Here is a 22237-nt window from a genome sequence, read left to right as displayed (position 1 = left end):
TACAAACAGAAAAATCCGTCACAGGTCATCCAGTACACAGCGGTAAATGGCTTCGATGTCCTTTACATAGTAATAGCCTTCCTTCTTTTTCAGAATGCCCTGCTTGACCATCTGGGAAAGAATATTGGAAACGGACACTCTGGAAAGACCGATCAGTTCGCCGATTTCCTGATGGGTAAAGGTGATGTTGATCAGCCGCCCTTCCTTATAGGGAGTGGAATATTGGTTGACAAGATGATAAAGGGCATAGCCAACCCTTGCCCTGGAGCTGCCAAAGGTGATCAGCCTGATCTGTGAGATCAGGGTGCGGACAGTTTTGGTGAGCATGGTCATGACATACTGACAGAAATGGATGTCTGTATTCAGAAGATCTGTGAAATGGCTCTTTGGGATCAGCTTGACGATGATGGTGTCGGAAACACCAATCGCATAGCAGCAGTTTGGCATGCAGTCAAGAGCGGAAAGCTTGCCAAAGATAAAACCCTTATCGGCAATGAAAATATCCTTGGCATCACCATTTGGATTGTCAATGGAAAGACATACCCGTCCCTCACAGAGAAGATACACATAATCAGAGTTTTCCTCCTGGCTGTAAAAAATGTGTCCCTTCTTATAGGTATGGGCAGGATAAGATGAAAAAAACTGTTTATCATAATCGGTGTTTTCAGAAAGCCAGGGAGAAGCCTGCAAAAGCTGAGGCTGTTCTTCCTGCCCGGAGGCTGGTGTCTGTATCATAAGTAAGATCTCCTGTTATTTTTATATTGGGATTATAACATGGTTTTGTGACAGCTTTATGATAAAAAGAAAAAATATTTTGAGATGTAAAGTACTTTACATTTTTTGGGAAAGAAATCCTGTATTGTAATGATCAAAGAAAAACAAAGGCGTTTATCTTCAAAGGATAAGCGTCTTTTTTGCGTCGCAAAGAAAGCTAAATGAAGGGAGCAAATAATTATGGAAAAAAAAGAAAAACACACACTTGAATTTTATGGAACAAATTATCTGTCCTTAGCACCATTGATCGCATTTGTATTTTTCTGTATCTTATTCTTTGTCATATATAAGGATTTTGAGATGGAAGCGATCTGCATGGGAGGCTTTGTTTCCCTGATTGTGGGAAGCCTTCTGGCGAAGAAAAAGGGTGATTACTGGAATGCAGTTGTAAAGGGCATGTCTTCTGAAATGATGAACACACTGGCACTGATCCTTCTGGTAGTCGGAATATTTGGCAAGATGATGACAAGAGCCGGGGTTGCAGAAGGCTTTGTATGGATCGGTGAGCAGATGGGGCTGAAGGGCGGCGCTTTCGTAGCATTTTCTTTCATTGCAACCTGCCTGCTTTCTACTTCTACAGGTACATCCATAGGAACATTGTTTACGGGATTTCCTATTTTATATCCCTCAGGTATTCTGCTTGGAGCTAATCCGGTGATGCTGGCAGGCGCTATCTTAAGTGGTGCGATCTTCGGTGATAATGTGGCACCGATTTCTGATACTACGATCGCTTCTGCTTCTTCACAGGCATACACTCGAAAAAAGGGCTGTGCAGATATTGGCGGTGTTGTTGCTTCCCGTATGAAATATGCACTGGTTGCAGGTGCGTTGGCAGTTGTCTGCTTTGCACTTTTTGGAGGAAGCGGAAGCACCAGTGAGCAGGCAGCAGAGCTGCTCAGTCAGTACAGCGATCCGAAAGGTCTGATCATGCTGATCCCTGTTGTGATCCTTCTGACAATCGCAGTGAAGACACAGAACATTTTCGTAGCATCTACCTGGGGCATCATCTCAGGAAGCATCATTGGTATTATTTCCGGAACATTGGTTCCCGGGGATGTGATCAGTATGCAGGACGGCGCTCTTTCAGGCTTCTGTATTGATGGTATCAAGAACATGCTGGGAACAGTTGGTTATCTGTATGCAGTAGCAGGGGTGATCGGTGTCCTGAATGAAAGCGGCACCATGGAAAAGATCATTGAGAAGCTGGTAAACAGTAAGCTGAACAAAACAGTTGTCGGTTCTGAAATTATCATGGGAATTGGCATCATGCTGACATCTATCTGCCTTGGTTCTGCCAATGGCCCGGCCATTATCATGTTTGGCCCTATCGCTGATGAGATTGGAAAGTCCAAGGGACTTCATCCATATAGAAGAGCAAATCTGTTGGATGGTTTTGCAAGTACGCTGCCGGTTATTATTCCGGTAACAAGCTCCTTTATCTTTATTGCAGTATCATGTGTGGAAAGTGCAGCGGCAGAATATGATTTTATTTCTGTGATCAGTCCTGTATCCATTGCAATATCTACACTGCATTGTATTTTCCTGTTTGTAGTATTCTGCGTGGCAGTCTTTACCGGCTGGGGCAGAAGATACGAAGGACCGGATGGCAGGCCTGTGAAAAAGGAAGCTGCTGCCATAGAAGAAAATTATGTACATGAATCATAAAAAGAGACCGGGTGATATATGCTCTAAGTGACTTCTTAATCATGATTTTGTCATGGTTAGTGAAGCAATCACTTAGAGCATTTTTGTTTCAGGAGGTACAGCCATGAGAAATGAAAAAATTACCCCACTGTACGAGCGCCTGAGCCGGGACGATGAGTTACAGGGCGAGAGCAACTCCATATCCAACCAAAAACAGATGTTAGAGGATTTTGCCCGCCGGAATGGGCTGCCCAACCCTACGCACTTTACCGATGATGGTATCTCAGGCACCCGTTTTGACCGCCCCGGATTTTTGGCGATGATGGAGGAAGTGGAGGCAGGGCGTGTAGAGGCAATCGTCATCAAGGACATGAGCCGGTTAGGACGCGACTATCTGAAGGTCGGTCAAGTTATGGAGGTTTTGCGGCAGCGAGGCGTTCGTCTGATTGCCATCAACGACGGTGTGGACAGTCTGAAAGGCGATGACGATTTTACCCCGTTCCGCAACATCATGAATGAATTTTACGCCCGTGATACCAGCCGGAAAATCCGATCTGTGTTTAAGTCAAAAGGCATGAGTGGCAAGCACCTGACCGGCACTGTGATTTACGGCTACTTATGGAACGAAAAACGGGAGCATTGGCTGGTAGATGAGGAAGCTGCCGAAGTGGTACGCCGTATATTCTCCCTCACGCTGGAGGGATATGGGCCTTACCAGATCGCCTGCAAATTATCCACAGACCGGATTGAAATTCCTGTCGTACACCTTGCCCGCTTCAACGAGGGTGTGAACCGTTCAAAGCCGGTCAAAGACCCCTATGGGTGGGGATCATCTACCATCGTGAACATTTTGAAAAAACGAGAGTATTTAGGGCATACCATCAATTTCAAGACCCGCAAGCACTTTAAGGACAAGAAAAGCCACTATGTTTCTGAGGACAAATGGACGATCTTTGAGAATACCCATGAAGCCATTATCGACCAGCAGACCTTTGATTTGGCGCAGAAAATCCGCAGCAATGTACGGCGTTATCCAAACGGCTGGGGCGAAGCGGCTCCCCTCACAGGCTTGCTCTATTGTGCCGATTGCGGCGGCAAGATGTATGTCCACCGCACCAACAATGGCAAGCGGGTTTCTCAATATACCTGTTCCAATTATACCAAAGTTCCGTGTGGGACACTATGCCCTACACAACACCGTATCAATGAGAGTGCTGTCCTGACATTGGTTTCCGACACGCTCCGGGCTATCGCTGAATATTCGAGAAATGACCGGACGGAATTTATTCACACTGTTCAGGAGACGCAGGTTGCTCAACAGAGTGTCGATATATCGAAAAAGCGCAGGCGTCTGGCTGCTGCCCAAAAGAGAGCCGGAGAACTGGAAAAACTGATTTGCAAAATCTATGAGGACAACGCCCTCGGCAAGCTGCCGGATGCACGATATAAGGCGCTTGATGCACAGTATGCCAAAGAGCAGGACGCACTTGAGATTGAAATTGCAGAGCTGGAAAAGGCTGTTACCGGCTATGAGCAGAGCCAGAAATCCGCAGAGAAATTTATAGCCCTAATTGATAAGTATGAGAATTTTGACACTCTGACAAACACCATGCTCAACGAGTTTGTAGAGAAAATCCTTGTCCACGAACGCGCCCGAAAAGGCACCCAGGACACCACGCAGGAAATTGAAATCTACTTCAATTTTTTAGGGCGCTATATCCCACCATCCTTACAGCCGGTTCCTTTAACCCCGGAGGAACAGGAAGAACTGCGGAAAAAAGAAGAACGCAAGGACAGGCTTCATCAGAATTATTTGAAGCGGAAAGCCAGCGGCGCACAGAAACAGTATGAGGACAAAATCAAGGCGAAGAAAAAAGCGGAAATGGACGCTAAGAAAGCCCTGATCCGGGCTGAGGATATGAAAAAAGGTGTTTTTTCTACTATCGGTCAGCTACCAAAAGAAGAACCGCGCAAAGGCAGCATAGCAGCCAGCGCAGCAGTCTAATCATCACGAAGTAAAGGAGAATGAATATGAGTAAGTTGACTTACATTCGTTGTGGAGATTATGATATACCCAACCTAAAACTTTCTGAACAGCCGGAAACTTCTATCGGCAAGTACGGCAGAATGCGAAAATCCTACCTAAAGGAACATCGCCCCATTCTCTACAACCAACTGCTGATGAGCGAGAAGCTGTATCCACACCTGTTAGAGATTGCCCGGACAGCGCAGGAGCGTGTGGAAACCATGTTGCCTCACATGATGGAGACTGCGGGTGTCACGGAAGAACTGAAAGCCTGTGACCCTATGCGTTGGGTGGGGCTGATGAACACATTAACGGCACAGATTGAGGAAATTTTAATCAGGGAACTGATTTGCAGCTGAATGGGAGGTGCGGGAAATGCTGACCTTTGAAAAGATTTTGAAAGTGTTTCAGGCATATCTGGATGATGATCCACTGTATGAGGTGGTTCAGACCAGCCACGGTTATACATTGATGGCATGGGAACCCCACCGGAATGACTGGTACAGCGCTGAAATACAGAAAACCCCGGAGGATTTACGGAACGCTTTGTTGGGTACATACGCCAACTTTCTGGAAGATAAGATTACTGGAAATGACCGTGACCTGACTGTGACAGAAACCGGAGAAATCCAGCAGAGGTGCCGGGAACTTTGGGAAAAGTGCAGGGAAACATGATACAGAAACGCCAGAAGGAGGCCGCGATTATGCGTCCTCCTTCTGCTTCGCAGTCTGTTCCATTTTGAGCGCCCCGTCAATGGCACCTTCCACGATAGGCAAATACTGTTCCGGGCAGAGTTTCAACTTCTGTCCGACCCGCTGGCGCAGCTCGCTTTCCTCTCGCATGACCTCTGGATTGAAATATCTCTCCATCGGCAGGCCGCAGATTTTTACAAGCTGTATGATAACCGGCAGGCTGGGATCGTGCCCTCGTTTTCAATGTTGGCAAGATACCTGGTATCAGTATTCACCTTTTCGGCTAAATCTTTTCGTGCAAGGTTCTTCGCCTTCCGTGCTTCTTTTACATCCGCACCGAAAGTTTCAAAACCGGGGCAATCTTCGATTTTTGCCATATTGCATCATCCACATACATTCTATATTTCATAGTCTGCCTGTGGAATGTTGCGATATGTGCTTGTTCTAAACTTTATATTTCATATTACCGATTGAGCAATATATCCGAGCTTAATAGCTTTTGTTATCATCTCAACGGTAGAGCTAACTTGCAATTTTTCAAAAATATGTTGCAAATGATTTGATACTGTTCGTTCACTAATAAAAAGCTGTTCAGCGATTTCGCGGCGCCTGACTCCTGATGCAACCAATTCGAGAACTTTTCTCTCCCCGTCTGTCAGTTCTTCTATAAATACTTCTTCCCGTGGGAAGTGCGTTGCCCCATCTTTGATGGTCAATAAAATGTGCAATAACTCATCTGGTTCTACATCCTTACTGATAAACCCTCTTGCACCGATCCTCTTTGCTTCTTTGCGATAAACAGGAAGATTATAGCCAGAGAGAATGACTATTTTTTGATCTGGAAAACGCTCCAACAAATGTTGTGTGAGCATTAAACCGTCCTCGTCTGCCAGTCCTCCTAAGTTAATGTCAATCAGTAAAATATCTGGTAGTTCTGTGGCAATCTGTTTTTCCAAATCTTGAATATCCTTTGTACTGGAAAATTGCTCAATCTCTGGATTATCACACAGGGCAATCGAAAGACTCTTGGCAAAAAGTATATGGTCATCGACCAACAAAATTTTCATACGAATCACCTCCGTTCATAGGCATAGAAATGACAACTGCCGTTCCGCCACCAGTAGCGGGTTGGATGTTCATAGTGCCATCTAATAAACTGACCTGTTCCCCAATAGAAGCAAGCCCCTGATGTGAACCTGACTTATAAGTGAACGGTTTGAACCCTATACCATTATCCGTCACCTTTAGGGTAATGCGTCCGTCCTCCTGCATCAGCAGAACATCGATTGTCGTCGCGGAGGAATGTTTTAACGCATTTGTCACCAGTTCTTTTATCATTCGATAGATGAGTACATTATATGGCTCTACAAGAAATACATCTTTATCGCAGTCCAAACAAATATTTGCAGAATGGTTTTCTTCCATTGAATCAAGCAGATTTTGAATATTCTCCTTTAAGGTCAGACTTTTTACCAGATTTGGATGATAAGTCTGCATTTGAAAACGGATGGAAGCATTTAATTCTGTCAACGTATCGAGAAGTAACCTCCTTATCTCTGGCTGCTCTGCTTTACATAACATGTTTTTGATGGAAAGCAGGTTTTGCAAAATATTATCGTGCAAATAGTTGGAAAAATCTTTTTTTAAGTTTTCTTCCCGTTTAATCTGTTCCAGTGAATAGGCGTAAAAGTGCTGACGATCTGTGGGGTTATTATAGTCGGTCGGCTGTCTGCAAATCCGCACATACAAAAGGATATTGTAAACCTGTGCCAGCAGAACCACCATGTAAACACTCATCAAAATTGCCATAAGTGGGATTTGAAAAAGATATGCCATTCCAACAAGTCCAACCAATCCGACAAAAACCAGAGCAACGATATATCCCCCTGACAGCGTTAAAAATTGTACCTGCTGTGGATGGTATTGGAACACGATACTATGAATACATACAAATGCCAGCATAACGGGGATGTAGCTCCCCATGCTTGCCATATATTCCGCTTCCCTGTGAAAAACGAAAAGGTATATTACAAATGGAATTACTACAAGAGCCAGTGGAAAAAGCAGACGTTTCCTTTGACTTTTCAGCACAAAGACAATTCGTTTTCTCTGTATGATACCAACGACAGCAAGAGCCAGTGTCGAGATAAAAAATTGCAGTTGGTAGGCTGTGAAAAAAGCCCTGTCTGAAAAGAAGAAGCAAATAATTGCTGTTACGCAGGAAATTTTCAAAAAAGCAAGCAGCGCTTTTTGCCCCCGATAGGCGGAACTCTGAAATAAAAATGTCTGTATGAAATATGCTGACTGATAAAAACAGACAGGCAACAACAGCATGGAAACCGCTTTGGATATTGGCCGGAAATCAAACAGGTACAATAAGAATTGCCAGCCCAGCAACAATAACAATAAGGAAAAGTGGTTCAGAACCTTATTACATTTTACATTCTTATATGAGATATACGCGGCGTCAAAAAACAAGAGCGACAAAGATAGAAAATGAACAAGGTAATTGCTTTCTATATAATGTCCGTTGTACGCTATAAAGCCGAGATAAATGATCACGGCAAATTGATTCAACACACAAATAATCTGTCTTGAGAAATATGTGCTTTTCGTATTTTCCACCCCCATTCCTTTTCTAATATTGTACTGTCCTTTCCCAATGAGTTCAAGGTTACTATTCTAAAATATTTTTGAATAAACCAACGGCTGACACCAATGAAAGTGCCAGCCGCCGCTTTATATCAAGGCAATTTTATAGCAGGAACGTTTTGTTAGCTGGTAATAGATAGCATAGATAATGGAGAAGATCGCCACCGCCAAAAGGATCGGCGCAACAACGGCACTGTTCCGTCCGAGTAGATCGTCCATCAGTGCAGACTTATAACAAATCATCGCAAAAATGCTGTGCAGCGATCCAATAACATAGGGAATACCGTAATAAATCTGTATCTGCCGACGCACACATTTTTTAATCATTGTGTGACTATATCCCATTTTCAGCATGATTTCATAGTCCGGTTTGTCATAGGTTACGGACGAAATATTTTGAAAGTAAAGAATACTGCCCGTAGCAATCAAGAAAATAATCGTAGTAAAACAAATTAGCAAAAAAGTGGAACTTGCATCGCGGACAAAGGTACTTTCTCTTTGCCATGCGCTTGCCAGATAAATGTTGTCCGGCATAGACGCTTTCAAAGCTGTGTAGGCAGTTTCATTAGAGCGCATTTTTTCACCATTAATACTGATAACCGAAACTCTATCTATGGTACTGTCACGCATTTTTTGATAAAGGTTATCCGACAAAATCAGCGTTCCAACACTGTTTGAAAAGCCAATAGGATTATCAATGCTTGTCTGTTTTACTGTTACATCGGCTATTCCTGTTCCAAAGTCCAGACGATACGAGGCTCCCATGTCAGAATGTTCATGGTCTGGATAGTATTTGATTAAAATGCAATCCGTATCTGATAATTCTGGAATATCCGTTTTCTTTCCCTGCTGAGAAAGCAGGGTGGCATAGTCTGTCCGGCTGATACATTCAAATCCGGGAATACGCCCCTTATCTTCACTGATACTGTATTCTGTCGGCAGACGATCAGAAGTTGCTTTTACTTTGAAAATAATCGTTTCATAAACTTCGTATTCCTGTTCGTCGCAAGCCTCCTGTAAAGCCTGCAAAGAGATTTCCTTTTCCTGCTCATTTGTCACTCGGTATTCAATGGCAGAGGGGATAATGCGCCGGAAAGATTGGTATGGATACCACATAGAAAGAACCGTCGAGCCAAAGACCGCCAGCGTCCCCGCTGTCAGCAGAATCAGCAGAATCAGTGATTTCGCATTAGAACGGATGCGGTGCATAAACTTTGGCACTACAATAATGGTATCTTCATGGTAAAGTCTGCTTTTTTTCTGCCGGATTTTCTGACAGACATAGGGTAGGAATGAGTACATAAACAGAATCGTTCCTGCCACAACACAAAGAAGTGTCAGCATGGCAATAGGAGAAAATCCAATGGTATTCCACAATGACTGCTTTCCCCGCATAATGTCCAATGCAAGGCCGTACCCTGCGCTGAGAAATCCGACACCCAATATCGCTGTTATTGCATGGGGATGGATCGGTTTTTCCGTTTTCTTTTCCAGTCGCACCAAATCAAGCAGGGTAGATTTTCGGAGCAGACTTGCGTTAGAAAGTATAAGTGTAATCAGCACGACGATTACAAAGGAAAGGATTGCCTTTACTGCTGCCGGGTAAATTAGAGGGATTGCGCTTTGATCTACGGATATTCCCAAAAGGGTCACAATCCCGGCGATTACGATTTTGTGGAGAATACTGCCAGTCAGAATTCCAAGAATCATACCGCCAAAGCAGATCATTACATTTTCAAAGATCAGTAATTTCAATATAGTTGATTTTCGATACCCAAGTAGCGAATAAATCCCTAATTCTCTCATACGTCGCCGCATAAAAAAACTATTGGAATAGAACATATAAAAAATGACAAATGCCATGATGAATACTGCTACTGTCCGGCACATGGTTTCCACTCTGCCATCCGAAGATATTTTTTCCATGATGATCTGGTTCATGGAAAATGAAGTAAAGCAGAAGTAAATCATCAAGACAAAAGAAACGGAAAAAAGGTACAGGGAATAAAACGAAAAGTTCCGTTTTAGATTTTTTAAGGCGATTGCGGATAATTTCATGTTGCCACCCCCCTTAACGCTTTTCGTCCTGTCTGGCGGCTTCTTGCATGATTTCCTCATAGAATTCACGGCGTTCCCTGTTACACCGTTTCAATTCGGAAATGATATGCCCGTCCTTAAAGTACAAAATGCGATCTGTATAGCTTGCCGCATACGGGTCATGTGTTACCATTAAAATTGTTGTTCCTAAAGCCTGATTGACTTCTGAGAGGGCAAAGAGCAGTTCCGTTGCTGAACTGCTGTCCAATGCCCCGGTGGGTTCGTCTGCAAAAATTAACGGCGGGCGTTTTACCATTGCACGAGCCGCCGCTACACGTTGCCGTTGACCGCCAGACAATTCACTGGGATATTTTTTCAGCTGTGAAGCAATTCCGAACAGTTCCGCAAGCTCCATCACTTTTTTATCAATCGTCTTTGCGCTTTCGTGGAGCAAAGTCAAGGGAACTGCAATATTTTCCTGCACAGTCAGACTGTCTAACAAAAAATACTCTTGAAAGATAAAGCCGAGATTATTCTTACGAAAATCGGCTGCCTGTGTTTGACTAAGCTCTTGAATTTTTTTCCCTCCCATGCGGATGCTGCCGCTTGTAGGAATATCAATAGTGGATAGCACATTCAAAAGCGTTGTTTTGCCGGAGCCGGAAGCTCCCATAATACCGAGAAATTCACCCTGCATTACTTCAAAAGAAACATGATCCAGTCCTGGTTTCGGCTGGTTTGGATAGATTTTGGTGATGTCTTTTACTTCTAATAGTGTACTCATTATTGATCGCTCCTTTCAATGTACACAAGCAGTATATCGAACACAGTAAAAAAGTGCATGAGTAAATCACGCAGAAAACATGCATGATTTACTCATGCTGGATTTGTCGTTCCTTGATATGATATTCATAAAATAGAAAAAGTCATATCTGTCGGACGGCGACAAAAGAAAAAGCCGTCGCACGGCAGAGATAATTACGGAGGATGGGAAAAGAGAAAACATGAAAAAACATCTTAAATTATGCGTAATAAGCTCAATATTTTTTGCCCTACTCGTTTATTTGATCTGGGGTAATACAGCGTTGACGGTAAGTAACATAAAAATTTCAAGTAGCCGTATTCCTATCGCATTTTCCGGGTTCCGAATAGCACAAGTATCAGACCTGCACAACGCAGAATTTGGGAAAGGCAATAGAAAGTTGCTGGAATTGTTATCAGAAAGCAAACCGGACATTATTGCAATAACGGGGGATTTAGTGGACGCAGGGCATACGGATATTGGAGTAGCTCTTGATTTTGCAAAAGAAGCGGTTAAGATTGCGCCTGTCTATTATGTAACAGGGAACCACGAAGCAAGCCTGTCACAGTATGATGAACTCAAAATAGAACTTAAAACGATTGGCGTAATTGTGCTTGAAGATGAAGCTGTACAGTTAAAACACGACACAGAAGAAATAACGCTTATTGGACTTTCTGACCCTGATTTTACCATAAAAGGAGATATATTCGGAGAAGTCCCGGCTATGGTTAGTACAAAGCTGAATAATCTTGCTGATGATGAAAATAGCTACACCATTTTGCTGTCGCACCGGCCAGAATTGTTTGAAAGCTATGTACATTGCAATATTGATTTGGTTTTAAGCGGACACGCACACGGTGGTCAATTCCGTTTGCCATTTATCGGCGGGTTGATCGCACCCAATCAAGGGCTATTTCCACAGTATGACGCAGGGCTATATACAAGTGGCAATACAAATATGATTGTTAGCCGTGGATTAGGTAACAGCATTATTCCCATCCGTTTTAACAATCGCCCGGAAGTTGTTGTAATTGAACTTCTCAGTATAGAGTTATAAGACCAATTTATAGAGAACCGAATCAGAAAGCAATCTGCCGCGCGACGGCAAAAGAAAAAAAGCCGTCGCAGAGCAGACACATTTTCACGCGCCTATGAAACGGCGGCTTTGATTTTCAGAGCCGCCGTTTCTTTGCGTCTACACAAACCAATGACGACTTGCAGGGACACGGTAGCCGATTGGAGGTTATTTTGCCGTGTCCTTTTCTCTTTTTCGCAGTATTCATGATCTGCACCAGCTAAAAAAAGCCTGTTCCCAGCAGCGGAGCAATGCGGTCAGAAGTATGCACTATACCATGTAACTAAACAGCAAAATATACTCTATTACGCTCGTATAGCTTTCTGCTGTCCGGGCGCTTTTTTGTCCCTATGGAGCCGGAACATCGGGTCAGCATGGCCCGAACTTTATCCCCGGTGCCGCTCCCCGCCGCCTCATTCAGATTTACCAAAAAAATCTGAATGGAGGAAAGGCAGATGGAAGTTACCATCAATTATAACGGACAAGCTATGGCCGTGGAGGTCACGCTGGAAGTCTATGAATTTCTTGACCGGGCCGATCACAAAACGGAGAACCTGTTCCATGAACAGCGGCGGCATTGGGATGGCCGGGAGTTTGACGAGTACATCATTACCACCGAGGGCGTAGGAGCCTACGGCGAAACACCGGAAGAATACTTTTGCCGCATGGAAACGCTGCATGAGCTGATGGCTGTTCTGGACACCTGCACCGAGGCCCAGCGCCGCCGGTTCCTGCTCTATGCGCTTGAGGGACTGAGCCTTGCAGAGATTGGTGTGCTGTACGGCTGCTCCAAAGTGGCTGTTTATCAAAGTGTGGAGGCGGTCAGAAAAAAATTTATAAATTTCTTTGAGAACAGGCTTAACGAATGACCTGTTTTCTGGCTACCAAGTGAAAGGGATCATTTCCCTTATCTCAGCGAGGGGCGGACAGCGGACGAGCTGCCCGCCTCTCCGATTTTCAGGAGGTAAGCCTATGAAAACAATCAATCTGCGGTGGATGTATCCCCACTATCGGCATGACGAGTTTGTGGATGTTACGGACGAGGTATGGGCAGCGATGTATCAGGCCCAGCGGGAGATGGAGAACTATGAGCGTCGGAAAGTCTACCACCGCGCCTACTACTCTCTGGACGCATACAGCTGGCTGGAAAATTACGCACTGGAACACAGCAGATCGCCGGAAGATATTTTGCTGGAACGAGAAGAAATGACCACCCGCCTGCACCTGATTGCAGCTCTGCCGGTGGCTCTGGCTCATGCCACTCCGACACAGGCCCGCCGTGTTCACGCCTACTATATTGCCGGTATCAAGCAGCCGGAAATCGCCCGGAGAGAGGGTATCCATAGCAGTAAGGTCAGCGTTGCCATCCACCGGGGGCTGCGGAATATGCGCCGCTGCTATGATGACCTTTTTCAAACAGAGTGAGGGCGTGCCTATGCAGACCATCAATCTCAAACAATATTATCCATTTTGCAAAGAGGACATTTTTGTGGAGGTGTCCGATGAGATCGTCGAAGCGTTTCTTCTGGACAAGAGAGCCGAGGCCGCCAGAGATCGCAAGATGTTCCGGTATAAGGCGTTTTATTCCCTCGATTGTAACGATGGAATCGAAAATGCCGCCATCGGCTGGGCGCAGCCATCGCCGGAGGACTACCTGATAGAAAAAGAAGAATTAGCCGAATACGAAGAATTGATACGGCGATTGTACGAAGCCATTTCTTCCCTGCCGCCTATGCAGGCTCGCCGTGTCCATGCCCGCTATATGCTGGGTATGAAAGTGAAAGATATTGCCGCAATGGAGGGTATCACGCCATCACAGGCGGGAAAATCCATCCATGCCGCACTGCGGAGGCTGCGCCGGTACTTTGCTCGACAGAAATGGACGGTCAATCTATGAGTATTTCCAAAGAAAAGAGGTGCCTGACATGAACGAAAAAATTACAGCCCACCCCCAAAAAGAAGAACGGGAGAAAGTCCTGAAGGAGATTCGGCAGCTTGAAAACCGAAAGAAGATTTGGGAGAACAAGCAGCGGAACGAAGAACGCAGGGTTCGCACCCGCCGCCTGATTGAGCGTGGAGCCGTTTTGGAGGGCATTTTCCCGCTGGCTCCCGACCTTTCCGGCGCGGAGGTCAAAACATTTCTGATTGCCCTGTCCCATCTTCCGGGGGCTGCGGAATTGACTGCAAACCTGCCAAAATCCGGGGACACGCCATAAGTCCCTTGTTTACAAGGGCGCACTTATACACCGTTGCCGGTGCTGTGCGCCCTGCCGGGGGCGTTGCGTACTTCGTCCACGATGGGAAGCTATGCTCCCCAACCCCCTTGTGCGCTCTGCGCAGCCAGACACCCACTTTGCGTTTGTCCGGCTCCACAGAGCCTGTTATCCCCTCACTGAAAGGAGGTGTTCCCCATAGATTTCTGTCATATCCCCATCAGTATCATCAAGCGCAGCGCAGGCCGTTCTGCTGTTGCCGCAGCTGCTTACCGCAGCGGAACCAAGCTGACAAATGAATGGGACGGCATGACCCATGATTACACCCGGAAGGGCGGCATTGTTCATGCGGAGATCATGCTGCCTGCCTACGCCCCGCCGGAATTTGCAGACCGTTCTATCCTCTGGAACAGCGTGGAGCAAATCGAGAAGGCAAGGGACAGCCAGCTTGCCCGCGAGATTGAGGCAGCTCTGCCCCGCGAACTGTCCAGAGAACAGCAGCTTGCCCTTGTCCGGTCCTATGTGAAGGACAACTTTGTGGACAAGGGGATGTGCGCCGATTTTGCTATCCATGACAAGGGAACCGGCAACCCTCATGTCCATATCATGCTGACGCTCCGGCCTCTGAAAGAAAATGGACAGTGGGGCGCAAAGTGCCGCAAGGCATACGATCTGGACGAGAATGGACAGCGTATCCCGGATGGGAAAGGCGGCTGGAAAAATCATCGTGAGGATACAACCGATTGGAACGATAAAGGAAATGTGGAGATTTGGCGGGCAGCGTGGGCAGCCTACACCAACCGGGCGCTGGAATCTGCCGGTAGACCGGATCGCATTGACCACCGCAGCTACAAGCGGCAGGGCATTGATAAAATCCCCTCTGTCCATCTGGGGCCAGCCGCCAGCCAAATGGAAAAGCGCGGTATCCGCACCGACAAGGGAGAAGTAAACCGGCAGATCGCCGCCGACAACAAGCTGCTGAAAGAAATCAAAGCCCGCATTACCCGTCTTTATCGCTGGTCGAAAGCCGAAACGGAAAAACCACAAACACAGCAAAGCAGCTTGACCGCCTTGTGGGAGGCCCAGCAGCAGTTGGACGCTCCCCGCACCCGCACCGGCAAAATCCGGGCTTTGCAGGAAAGCGCTGCACTATTCAGCTTTTTGCAGGCAAACGGCATCCAGTCTATGCAGCAGCTTCATGAAAAAATCGCTGATATGAACAGATGTTACTATGACCTGAGGGGAAAGATCGTCAAGGCTGAGCGCCGGATCGCCATTCTTACCGAACGCGGGGAGATGTGGGAACAGTACAACCAGTACAAGTCCATCCACAAGCAGCTTGCCAAAGTAAAGCCGGAAAAACGGGAACAGTTTGAACAGCGCCACAGCCGGGAACTGATTCTGTATGACGCAGCGGCCCGGTATCTGAAAGAACTGAAAGACAGAGGCGAGGGGATAACCCCGAAGGCATGGCAGCGGGAGATCGACCAGCTGGCCGCTGGAAAGCAGACGGACACGCTTGCCATGAAATCCATGCGGGAGGATTTGAAAGCAGTGGAACGGCTCCGCAAAACCGCCGAGCAGCTGTCCAGACAGGAACGGGACAATTCTCACGACCGGGAGCCGGAGCGGTAAGGGCTACCGCGTTTCACGACATACTTTTGCACACAGAAAAACCGCCGTACAGGTTTCCCCATACGGCGGCAGACTGTTTATTTGCCGAACAAGTCGCTGTGTGTGCCGGTGCGGGCCAGCGTCAGCACCAGAACATCATCTTCTATGCGGTAGACAAGCAGCCAGTCCGGGAGAATATGACATTCCCGATGGCCTGCCCAATCGCCGGACAGGTCATGGTCACGGTTCTTATCCGGCAGCGGTTCGCCCATTGCCAGCAATGCTACGACCTGCTCCAGCAGCTCGATCTTCAAGCCACGCTTGATGGCTCGTTTGTAGTCCTTTTTGAAACTGGTCGTGTACTTGACGGTATATTTGGTTTTTTTCATCTTTTCAGGTCAGCAAACAACTCGTCAAGGTCATTGTAGCCCTTTACAGACGGGTCTTTTGCAATCCTTTCCGCTTCCAGCATGGCAGCAACCGTTTCTTTGTTCGGCTGTTCCAGCCTTACTTCAAAGGGAATGCCACCTTCACGAAGCGACTGGCGCACAAAGATGTTAAACGCCGTAGTCAGGTTCATGCCAAGTTCAGTAAACAGTGCGTCCGCCTGCGCTTTCAAATCTGCGTCCATGCGGATACTGATGTTTGTGGTATTTCCAGCCATACGATCAACCCCTTTCTGCTGGCAATTATAGTATATGCCATTTGCACGAAGAAAACAATATTTTGCACGAATATTTAACAATAAATTCATTCAAGGAGGTTACCGGCTTTATGAAAGAAATCATTTATGAAGAACGACAAGACTGAACCTATCCCCGTCATGGATTACCGCCAGTACCGCAGAGCGCGGAGGCTGGTGCATGAGTGCTGTAACAACATCGACGGAAACTGTATCGCCCTGGACGATGGGGAGGAATGTGTCTGTGTCCAGTCTATTTCCTACTCCCTGTTGTGCAGGTGGTTTCGGGCGGCGGTATTGCCGCAGGATAAGGAACTGGAAACGGCACTGTTCCACCGGCTGAATGCGAAGAAGTGCGCCGTATGCGAGGCGCTGTTTACCCCCGGTTCCAACCGGGCCAAATACTGCCCGGAATGTGCCGCACGCATGAAGCGGATCAACGCCGCAAAGCGCAAGCGGAAACAACGGGAGAAATGTCACGCTTTAGGGGCTGAAAAACCCTTGTAAATCAAGGATTTTTTCGAGGGTGTCAAAGGCAGGCTGATAGATTTATCTTCCGACCACTAAAACGGTCTTAAAATGCGTACAGAATCCCAAGAGAAACCCCAAGGAGGAACCCTATGTCAGACAACCGAAAATATTATTACCTGAAACTCAAAGAAAACTATTTTGACGATGATTCCATCGTGCTGCTGGAAAGCATGCAGGATGGTGTGCTGTATTCCAACATTCTGCTCAAGCTGTATCTGAAATCGCTGAAACATGGTGGACGGCTTCAACTTGACGAGGACATTCCTTACACGGCGCAGATGATCGCCACCATCACCCGCCAGCAGATCGGCACTGTGGAGAGAGCCTTGCAGATCTTTTTGAAGCTGGGCCTTGTGGAAGTGCTGGACAGCGGCACATTCTACATGAGCAACATCGAACTTTTAATCGGCCAGTCCTCTACCGAGGCTGAGCGAAAGCGGGCTGCGAGGCTCCAAAATAAGGCGCTTTCTGCGCTCCGGACAAACGGCGGACATTTGTCCGACATTCGTCCACCAGAGATAGAGATAGAGTTAGAGAAAGAGATAAAGAGAGAGATAGAGAAGGGACACCCCGCCCACGCCTATGGCCGTTACCAGAATGTTTTCCTGACGGACGGGGAACTGGCAGACTTACAGGACAGCTTTCCCACTGTATGGGGCCAGTACATCGAAAAGCTGTCCGAGTACATGGCTTCTACCGGCAAGCGTTATCAGAGCCATGCAGCCACCATCCGGCGCTGGGCCGGTGAGGACGCTAAAAAAACGATCACACCCTCACGCAACCGGGATTACAGCGTAAAGGAGGATGAAACTGTATGATTAAGATTACCGCAGAAATCCGGGCGTTCATCGACAAGGCAGCCGCCGGTATGGAACTGGCCGGGGACGAGTATATAGATCCGGCAGACGGCCTCATTCACTGTAAGAGGTGCGGCGGCCAGAGGCAGACCGTTGTGCCATGCTTTGGGAAACCCGGCTACTTCATGCCCCGCTGTATCTGCCAGTGCCAGCGGGAGGCCGAGGAACAGCGCAAGGCCGCCGAGGAACGGCAGCGCCGCATGGAGCGTATCAAACGCCGAAAGGCACAGGGCTTGCAAGACCGTTATCTGTATGACTACACATTTTCCAATGATAACGGGCAAAACCCATTGATGGACAAGGCCCGCGCCTATGTGGAGAACTGGAAGGAGGCATATAAAAACAACACCGGCCTGCTGTTGTTCGGGGATGTGGGAACCGGCAAGTCTTTCTTCGCCGGATGTATTGCCAACGCTTTGCTTGACCAGGGTGTGCCGGTGTTGATGACGAACTTTCCCACCATTCTGAACCGCCTGACCAGGATGTTCTCTGAGGACAGGGCCGGCTTTATCGCCAGCTTTGATGAGTACGACCTGCTTATCATTGACGATCTGGGTGTAGAGCGCAGTACCGAATATGCTATGGAGCAGATGTTTTTCGTCATCGACAGCCGCTATCGCAGCCGCAGACCCATGATTATCACAACAAACTTGAAACTGTCCGAGCTGAAAAACCCGCCTGATCTGACCCATGCCCGTATTTATGACCGTATCCTAGAACGGTGCGCCCCGATCCTCTTTGCCGGGAAGAACTTCCGGGAGGAAAACGCCGGGGCCACTAGGCAGGCGGCAAAAGACATTGTAAACAGTAAGCACGATTGATTTTTTACCGGGCGGCACAGACCCGTTCGGAGAAAGGAGCGCCATGAACAAAGAACCCCGTACTATGCAGGTGACAGACGCCGCTACTGCGTCCAGAGCGCCGAAAAACACGCCAGCGATGGTAAAGAAAATCGGCAAGACAACCTACAAGGTTCATGTCCATTTCAGCAATACCAGCACAGAAACCATGAGCGATAAAATCAAGCGTATGCTCAAAAATGAAATTCAGCAAATGTGACAGACTGATAAACGAAGCAGCCTTGTGCTAAACTGATGATGGTACGCACCAAAATTTTTGTCAAGGAGGACACGAAAATGCTTTACACAGAAAAAGAGAAGCATGAAATTGAACGAGTAAAGGAGGTCTTTGCGGAACATCTGCGGCAAAGCCCTGATTTTGAACTGCTCTGGTCGGACAAGGTAGGCTATGTCTGGCTGACGATTAGTGTCAATCCGGTCTATGTGGATACCGGTATCAGAATCGAATCAGCCGCCGATCTCTGCGGCAGGTGTTTGGATGATGTTGCTACGGATGTTTTATATATGACAGGCAACGATCATGCACTGGAAGCAGCCGATCCGCTGGAATTGGCCGAAATCAAGCAGCGCTGGGAGCCATATATCAACCAGCTGCCAGACTATGCGTATCTCTGCAAAGACCTGCTGAACGGAAAAATGTAATCTATCAAACGAGATGTCAGGAGCCATACGTTGCTTCTGGCACCTTTTTTGTAGATTTTTTGTGAATTTGATTAAAAAGTCCTTGACAATTTGTCTCTGGATCTGCAGAACCGAAAGGGGCTGCAGATCTCGTTTTTCTTCTTGCCGGAGCAGATCTTTTTTCTTGCCTGTGGTGCCAGCATGGTGTACTCTTAATACAGAATCCCTGCATGCCTTGTGGCGTATGCAGAGCGGAAGGATGAAGGACATGAAGGTATCATACATTGACCACAGCGGCTTTCTGGTGGAGACCGGGAGGTGTTATTATCTGTTTGATTATTATAGGAAGAAACTGCCACAGCTTGACTGTAAAAAGCCCATTTTTGTATTTGCCAGCCACAGGCATCCGGATCATTACAATCCGGAGATATTTACTCTGCTGCAGGAAATGGGGATGGAGCAGGTGACAGCGGTTCTTTCGAAGGACATTTCCCGGAAAAAGTATCCGGATGCAGAAGCTTACAGAGGAAATCTGTCTGTTGTGACTGTGAATTTTAATGGAGCTTATGGACTGCCCTGTGAGACAAAGCTGTATACCTTTCATTCCACAGATGAAGGAGTGGCATTCCTGCTCACGTGTCCGGAAGGGGTGCTGTATCATGCGGGGGATCTGAATGACTGGGTCTGGGAAGGGGAACCGGAAAGGGATAACCGCCAGATGACAGGAAGCTACCGGCATGAGATCAATCTGATCGCCGGCCTGCTGCAGGATAAGGGAATACCGGCAGTGGATCTTGCTTTTGTACCCCTGGATCCGAGGCAGGAAAAGGATTATGACAGAGGTCTGCTGTATTTTCTGAAGAAGATTCCGGTAAAGCAGGTATATCCCATGCATTACTGGGGAAACAGTGATGTGATCGGGCAGTTTCTCCGGGAATATCCGGAATACACCGGGATCATACAGGATACGGAGACAGCCGGGAAGGAAAAAGCTTAAAGGAAAGGAATCAGAATATGAAATTTAAAATGGTACACGAGAACTATAATGTGGCAGATCTGGACAGATCCCTTGCTTTTTATGAAAAAGCACTTGGACTTACAGAAAAAAGAAGGATTAACGGAGAAGGCTTTATTATTGCCTATGTGGGAAATGCAGAGAGTGATTTTGAGCTGGAGCTGACTTTTGTCAAGGATCATCCCCAGAACTATGATCTTGGAGAGTGCGAATTCCATCTGGCATTCAGGACAGCCGATTTTGAAGCAGCCCATAAGCTTCATGAGGAAATGGGATGTATCTGCTTCGAAAATCCGGAGATGGGAATTTACTTCATTACTGATCCTGACGGATACTGGCTTGAGATCGTACCGGAGAGATAAGAAGACAGGCGGATATCCGTTGTTTATGAATAAGAGATATCAGATTTATGGCCGGGAGTCCACAGGGATTTCCGGCCTTATTTGCGTGGAAAAGGGGATAGAAGATTGCCACCGTAACGGTGGCAACATAGCAGAAAAAAGAATGCTATAATGAGCACGAAAGAAAAACAGATGATATAAATTTCAGGCAAGCAGATTGGAGACCATTACCATCAGAAGAAGTAAAATGAATACAAGAGCAAAGTCAAGTAGCAGGATTCCAATCAGTTTGGCCAGTCTGTTAGAAGAACTACAAAGAGGTATGAATTTCTGGATGCACATATAGTTACAGCTTCCGGCAATGACAGAAAGAAAAATCAGCAGCGTAAAAATCCTTTCTGCAATAAGAGCAGAAAAACTGCTGACAGTTTTGGAGGTCAGCGTCAGAGACAGCCAGAACACCATAAGATAAACGGGAATGGCGATGAGCATATGCCATGGTGTAAGAGTACGAAAACCGGGAGGGAGTATGGAAAAACGTTTTTTTGTGTAAGCAGATGAATTTTCATCCGGCTCGGAAATGGACAGACGGGAAAGCTTCTTCTGCAACTGTGTAACGGAAGAAAACCTTCTGGCAGGATCCAGTTGTGTACAGGTATCAATGACAGAATCAAATTTGTGAGATGGTACGGAAAGAGAAGTATTTAGTGTACCAAGAAGTATACCAATGGCATAAATATCTGTCTGGGGCGAGGAAGAACCAAAGCCGTACTGTTCGGGAGCAGCATATCCCTGGGTCCCGAGAAGTGCAGTGTCTGAAATCTGCCCTTCTGTATAGTATTTTGCGATATTAAAATCCAGAAGCACAACATGGTCATAAGCGGTGATGACAATATTTGATGGTTTGATATCACGGTGAATGACTGGGGGATTCAGGGAATGGAGTTTTTGAAGGATCGTGCAGAGCTCGGAAATATAATGGTAAATGGCAGTTTCAGAAAGACATCCGGAATCTATTTTATCCTGTAGAGTATCACCGGAGATATATTCTTCTACTACAGTAAGAATATTGTTGGTTTCCTGCAATTCTATGATTCTTGGCACTCCGGTAATCGGGTGATCTTTAAGAGCCTGAAATACAGAGAGATTGTATCTGGTAAGAAATTTTCTTACATATAGTTTATCTGTCTCTTTGTGACGGACAAGGTACACGTGATGTTCTTCGTTTAATGCTGTGATATTATGATAACAGGAAAGGAACAGTTGGTTTTTAAAATCCATAGGATAAAACTCCTTTGACATAAATTATATTTATTATACCAGATGGGAGAATTTTATGCGTAAAAAAAATACACGGGAACTGGAGAATATTCTGGAGGGTGCCCATACAAAAGATTTTGCCATATTTTATGAAAATAACAGGGAAAGCATGATGACGGAACAGGAATCTTTTCCGGTGTATATGAAAAACATATTCAGGGAAAAAAAGATGACACAGCAGATGGTTTTTCTGAAAGCAGATATTCCGGAAAGATATGGGTACAAGATATTGTCAGGAGAAAAGCATACAAAGCAGAGGGATACGATCCTGAGGATCTGTTATGCAGCGGAGCTGACGCTGGAGGAGACACAGGAGGCACTGAAAAAATACGAAATGCCGCAATTATATGCCAAAATGCCAAGAGATGCGCTGCTGATGATCATATTTAATGAAAGACCTGGCAGCATTATTGATGTAAATGAACTGCTGAAGCGTAATGGTCTGGAACCACTGCGTACAAGCGGGTTCAGTGAATAAGA

28 protein-coding genes are annotated in these 22237 nt (G+C 46.4%); 18 read left to right on the top strand and 10 right to left on the bottom strand.

Features of this window, described 5'->3' with window-relative positions; all coding sequences use genetic code 11:
- Positions 1 to 18: 18 nt before the first annotated feature.
- Complete coding sequence (locus tag OCV77_RS04270) at positions 19 to 735, bottom strand: Crp/Fnr family transcriptional regulator (RefSeq protein ID WP_262573622.1); 717 nt, start codon at positions 733 to 735, stop codon at positions 19 to 21.
- Between the two features lie 219 nt (positions 736 to 954).
- Here OCV77_RS04270 and OCV77_RS04265 point away from each other — a divergent pair, with 219 nt between their 5' ends.
- The 4 genes from OCV77_RS04265 (at position 955) to OCV77_RS04250 (ending at position 5119) form a co-directional block, all read left to right on the top strand.
- Positions 955 to 2439 (top strand): Na+/H+ antiporter NhaC family protein, encoded by a 1485-nt coding sequence (locus tag OCV77_RS04265; RefSeq protein WP_262573620.1) that lies wholly within the window; start codon positions 955 to 957, stop codon positions 2437 to 2439.
- 103 nt (positions 2440 to 2542) lie between these two features.
- Complete coding sequence (locus tag OCV77_RS04260) at positions 2543 to 4423, top strand: recombinase family protein (protein WP_262573618.1); 1881 nt, start codon at positions 2543 to 2545, stop codon at positions 4421 to 4423.
- A gap of 26 nt (positions 4424 to 4449) precedes the next feature.
- Positions 4450 to 4803, top strand: a complete 354-nt coding sequence (locus OCV77_RS04255; RefSeq protein WP_117950536.1) for a TnpV protein — start codon at positions 4450 to 4452, stop codon at positions 4801 to 4803.
- Positions 4804 to 4819: 16 nt separating this feature from the next.
- Positions 4820 to 5119: a hypothetical protein gene (locus OCV77_RS04250; RefSeq protein ID WP_117531888.1), complete on the top strand. Its 300-nt coding sequence runs from the start codon at positions 4820 to 4822 to the stop codon at positions 5117 to 5119.
- 27 nt (positions 5120 to 5146) lie between these two features.
- On the opposite strand, the gene OCV77_RS16885 is transcribed toward OCV77_RS04250, so the two are convergent.
- The 6 genes from OCV77_RS16885 to OCV77_RS04225 all read right to left on the bottom strand — a co-directional run bounded on the left by OCV77_RS16885 (position 5147) and on the right by OCV77_RS04225 (position 10610).
- Entirely contained in the window at positions 5147 to 5287 is a 141-nt protein-coding gene (locus tag OCV77_RS16885) for a hypothetical protein (RefSeq protein ID WP_465245908.1), read from the bottom strand.
- 44 nt (positions 5288 to 5331) lie between these two features.
- The gene (locus OCV77_RS16880; protein ID WP_465245907.1) at positions 5332 to 5514 is read right to left on the bottom strand and encodes a helix-turn-helix domain-containing protein; all 183 of its coding nucleotides are present in this window, start codon (positions 5512 to 5514) and stop codon (positions 5332 to 5334) included.
- Positions 5515 to 5595: 81 nt separating this feature from the next.
- Complete coding sequence (locus OCV77_RS04240; protein WP_317246615.1) at positions 5596 to 6204, bottom strand: response regulator transcription factor; 609 nt, start codon at positions 6202 to 6204, stop codon at positions 5596 to 5598.
- Positions 6182 to 7762, bottom strand: a complete 1581-nt coding sequence (locus OCV77_RS04235) for an ATP-binding protein (RefSeq protein WP_262573609.1) — start codon at positions 7760 to 7762, stop codon at positions 6182 to 6184. Before OCV77_RS04235 ends, OCV77_RS04240 begins: the two co-directional genes overlap by 23 nt.
- 114 nt (positions 7763 to 7876) lie before the next feature.
- Positions 7877 to 9679: an ABC transporter permease gene (locus OCV77_RS04230; RefSeq protein ID WP_317246618.1), complete on the bottom strand. Its 1803-nt coding sequence runs from the start codon at positions 9677 to 9679 to the stop codon at positions 7877 to 7879.
- A 181-nt stretch (positions 9680 to 9860) separates the two neighbouring features.
- The gene (locus OCV77_RS04225; protein WP_173721881.1) at positions 9861 to 10610 is read right to left on the bottom strand and encodes an ABC transporter ATP-binding protein; all 750 of its coding nucleotides are present in this window, start codon (positions 10608 to 10610) and stop codon (positions 9861 to 9863) included.
- A 220-nt stretch (positions 10611 to 10830) separates the two neighbouring features.
- Here OCV77_RS04225 and OCV77_RS04220 point away from each other — a divergent pair, with 220 nt between their 5' ends.
- The 6 genes from OCV77_RS04220 (at position 10831) to mobQ (ending at position 15551) form a co-directional block, all read left to right on the top strand.
- Positions 10831 to 11685, top strand: coding sequence for a metallophosphoesterase (locus OCV77_RS04220; RefSeq protein ID WP_262573605.1), 855 nt, complete (start codon positions 10831 to 10833; stop codon positions 11683 to 11685).
- A 473-nt stretch (positions 11686 to 12158) separates the two neighbouring features.
- On the top strand, positions 12159 to 12572 hold the full coding sequence (locus tag OCV77_RS04215) for an RNA polymerase sigma factor (RefSeq protein WP_262573602.1): 414 nt from the start codon (positions 12159 to 12161) through the stop codon (positions 12570 to 12572).
- Positions 12573 to 12675: 103 nt separating this feature from the next.
- Entirely contained in the window at positions 12676 to 13128 is a 453-nt protein-coding gene (locus OCV77_RS04210; RefSeq protein WP_262573599.1) for an RNA polymerase subunit sigma-24, read from the top strand.
- 10 nt (positions 13129 to 13138) lie between these two features.
- Positions 13139 to 13600, top strand: a complete 462-nt coding sequence (locus OCV77_RS04205) for an RNA polymerase sigma factor (RefSeq protein WP_009296689.1) — start codon at positions 13139 to 13141, stop codon at positions 13598 to 13600.
- 28 nt (positions 13601 to 13628) lie between these two features.
- Complete coding sequence (locus tag OCV77_RS04200) at positions 13629 to 13919, top strand: DUF3847 domain-containing protein (RefSeq protein WP_262573594.1); 291 nt, start codon at positions 13629 to 13631, stop codon at positions 13917 to 13919.
- Between the two features lie 186 nt (positions 13920 to 14105).
- The gene (mobQ, locus tag OCV77_RS04195) at positions 14106 to 15551 is read left to right on the top strand and encodes a MobQ family relaxase (RefSeq protein WP_262573591.1); all 1446 of its coding nucleotides are present in this window, start codon (positions 14106 to 14108) and stop codon (positions 15549 to 15551) included.
- Positions 15552 to 15628: 77 nt separating this feature from the next.
- Here mobQ and OCV77_RS04190 read toward each other — a convergent pair whose 3' ends face one another.
- Complete coding sequence (locus tag OCV77_RS04190) at positions 15629 to 15919, bottom strand: type II toxin-antitoxin system YafQ family toxin (protein ID WP_151165515.1); 291 nt, start codon at positions 15917 to 15919, stop codon at positions 15629 to 15631.
- Complete coding sequence (locus OCV77_RS04185; protein ID WP_005924829.1) at positions 15916 to 16194, bottom strand: type II toxin-antitoxin system RelB/DinJ family antitoxin; 279 nt, start codon at positions 16192 to 16194, stop codon at positions 15916 to 15918. The genes OCV77_RS04190 and OCV77_RS04185 overlap by 4 nt, the downstream gene beginning before the upstream one ends.
- Positions 16195 to 16320: 126 nt before the next feature.
- On the opposite strand from OCV77_RS04185, the gene OCV77_RS04180 reads away from it, so the two are divergent.
- The 7 genes from OCV77_RS04180 to OCV77_RS04150 all read left to right on the top strand — a co-directional run bounded on the left by OCV77_RS04180 (position 16321) and on the right by OCV77_RS04150 (position 20458).
- Positions 16321 to 16719 (top strand): cysteine-rich VLP domain-containing protein, encoded by a 399-nt coding sequence (locus OCV77_RS04180; protein ID WP_262573579.1) that lies wholly within the window; start codon positions 16321 to 16323, stop codon positions 16717 to 16719.
- Positions 16720 to 16832: 113 nt separating this feature from the next.
- A complete protein-coding gene (locus tag OCV77_RS04175; RefSeq protein WP_262573577.1) occupies positions 16833 to 17561 on the top strand; it encodes a phage replisome organizer N-terminal domain-containing protein in 729 nt (242 codons plus the stop codon).
- Complete coding sequence (locus OCV77_RS04170; protein ID WP_262573575.1) at positions 17558 to 18421, top strand: ATP-binding protein; 864 nt, start codon at positions 17558 to 17560, stop codon at positions 18419 to 18421. Before OCV77_RS04175 ends, OCV77_RS04170 begins: the two co-directional genes overlap by 4 nt.
- A gap of 43 nt (positions 18422 to 18464) precedes the next feature.
- Positions 18465 to 18659 (top strand): transposon-encoded TnpW family protein, encoded by a 195-nt coding sequence (locus OCV77_RS04165; protein ID WP_238726051.1) that lies wholly within the window; start codon positions 18465 to 18467, stop codon positions 18657 to 18659.
- 77 nt (positions 18660 to 18736) lie between these two features.
- Entirely contained in the window at positions 18737 to 19102 is a 366-nt protein-coding gene (locus OCV77_RS04160; RefSeq protein WP_262573571.1) for a hypothetical protein, read from the top strand.
- Between the two features lie 247 nt (positions 19103 to 19349).
- On the top strand, positions 19350 to 20078 hold the full coding sequence (locus OCV77_RS04155) for an MBL fold metallo-hydrolase (protein WP_262573569.1): 729 nt from the start codon (positions 19350 to 19352) through the stop codon (positions 20076 to 20078).
- Positions 20079 to 20095: 17 nt separating this feature from the next.
- Positions 20096 to 20458 carry a VOC family protein gene (locus OCV77_RS04150; RefSeq protein WP_118797563.1) on the top strand — a complete coding sequence of 121 codons (363 nt, stop codon included), beginning with the start codon at positions 20096 to 20098 and terminating at the stop codon, positions 20456 to 20458.
- Positions 20459 to 20641: 183 nt separating this feature from the next.
- Here OCV77_RS04150 and OCV77_RS04145 read toward each other — a convergent pair whose 3' ends face one another.
- Complete coding sequence (locus tag OCV77_RS04145; RefSeq protein ID WP_262573565.1) at positions 20642 to 21718, bottom strand: serine/threonine protein kinase; 1077 nt, start codon at positions 21716 to 21718, stop codon at positions 20642 to 20644.
- A gap of 55 nt (positions 21719 to 21773) precedes the next feature.
- Between OCV77_RS04145 and OCV77_RS04140 the strand changes: the two genes are divergently transcribed.
- Positions 21774 to 22235 carry a hypothetical protein gene (locus OCV77_RS04140; protein ID WP_262573561.1) on the top strand — a complete coding sequence of 154 codons (462 nt, stop codon included), beginning with the start codon at positions 21774 to 21776 and terminating at the stop codon, positions 22233 to 22235.
- Positions 22236 to 22237: the final 2 nt, after the last annotated feature.

It is taken from the genome of Suilimivivens aceti, from assembly GCF_025567405.1.
Classification (GTDB): Bacteria; Bacillota; Clostridia; order Lachnospirales; family Lachnospiraceae; genus Suilimivivens; species Suilimivivens aceti.
Note: the sequence above shows the minus strand (reverse complement) of the source record. Positions and strands in the feature narration are given on the sequence as shown.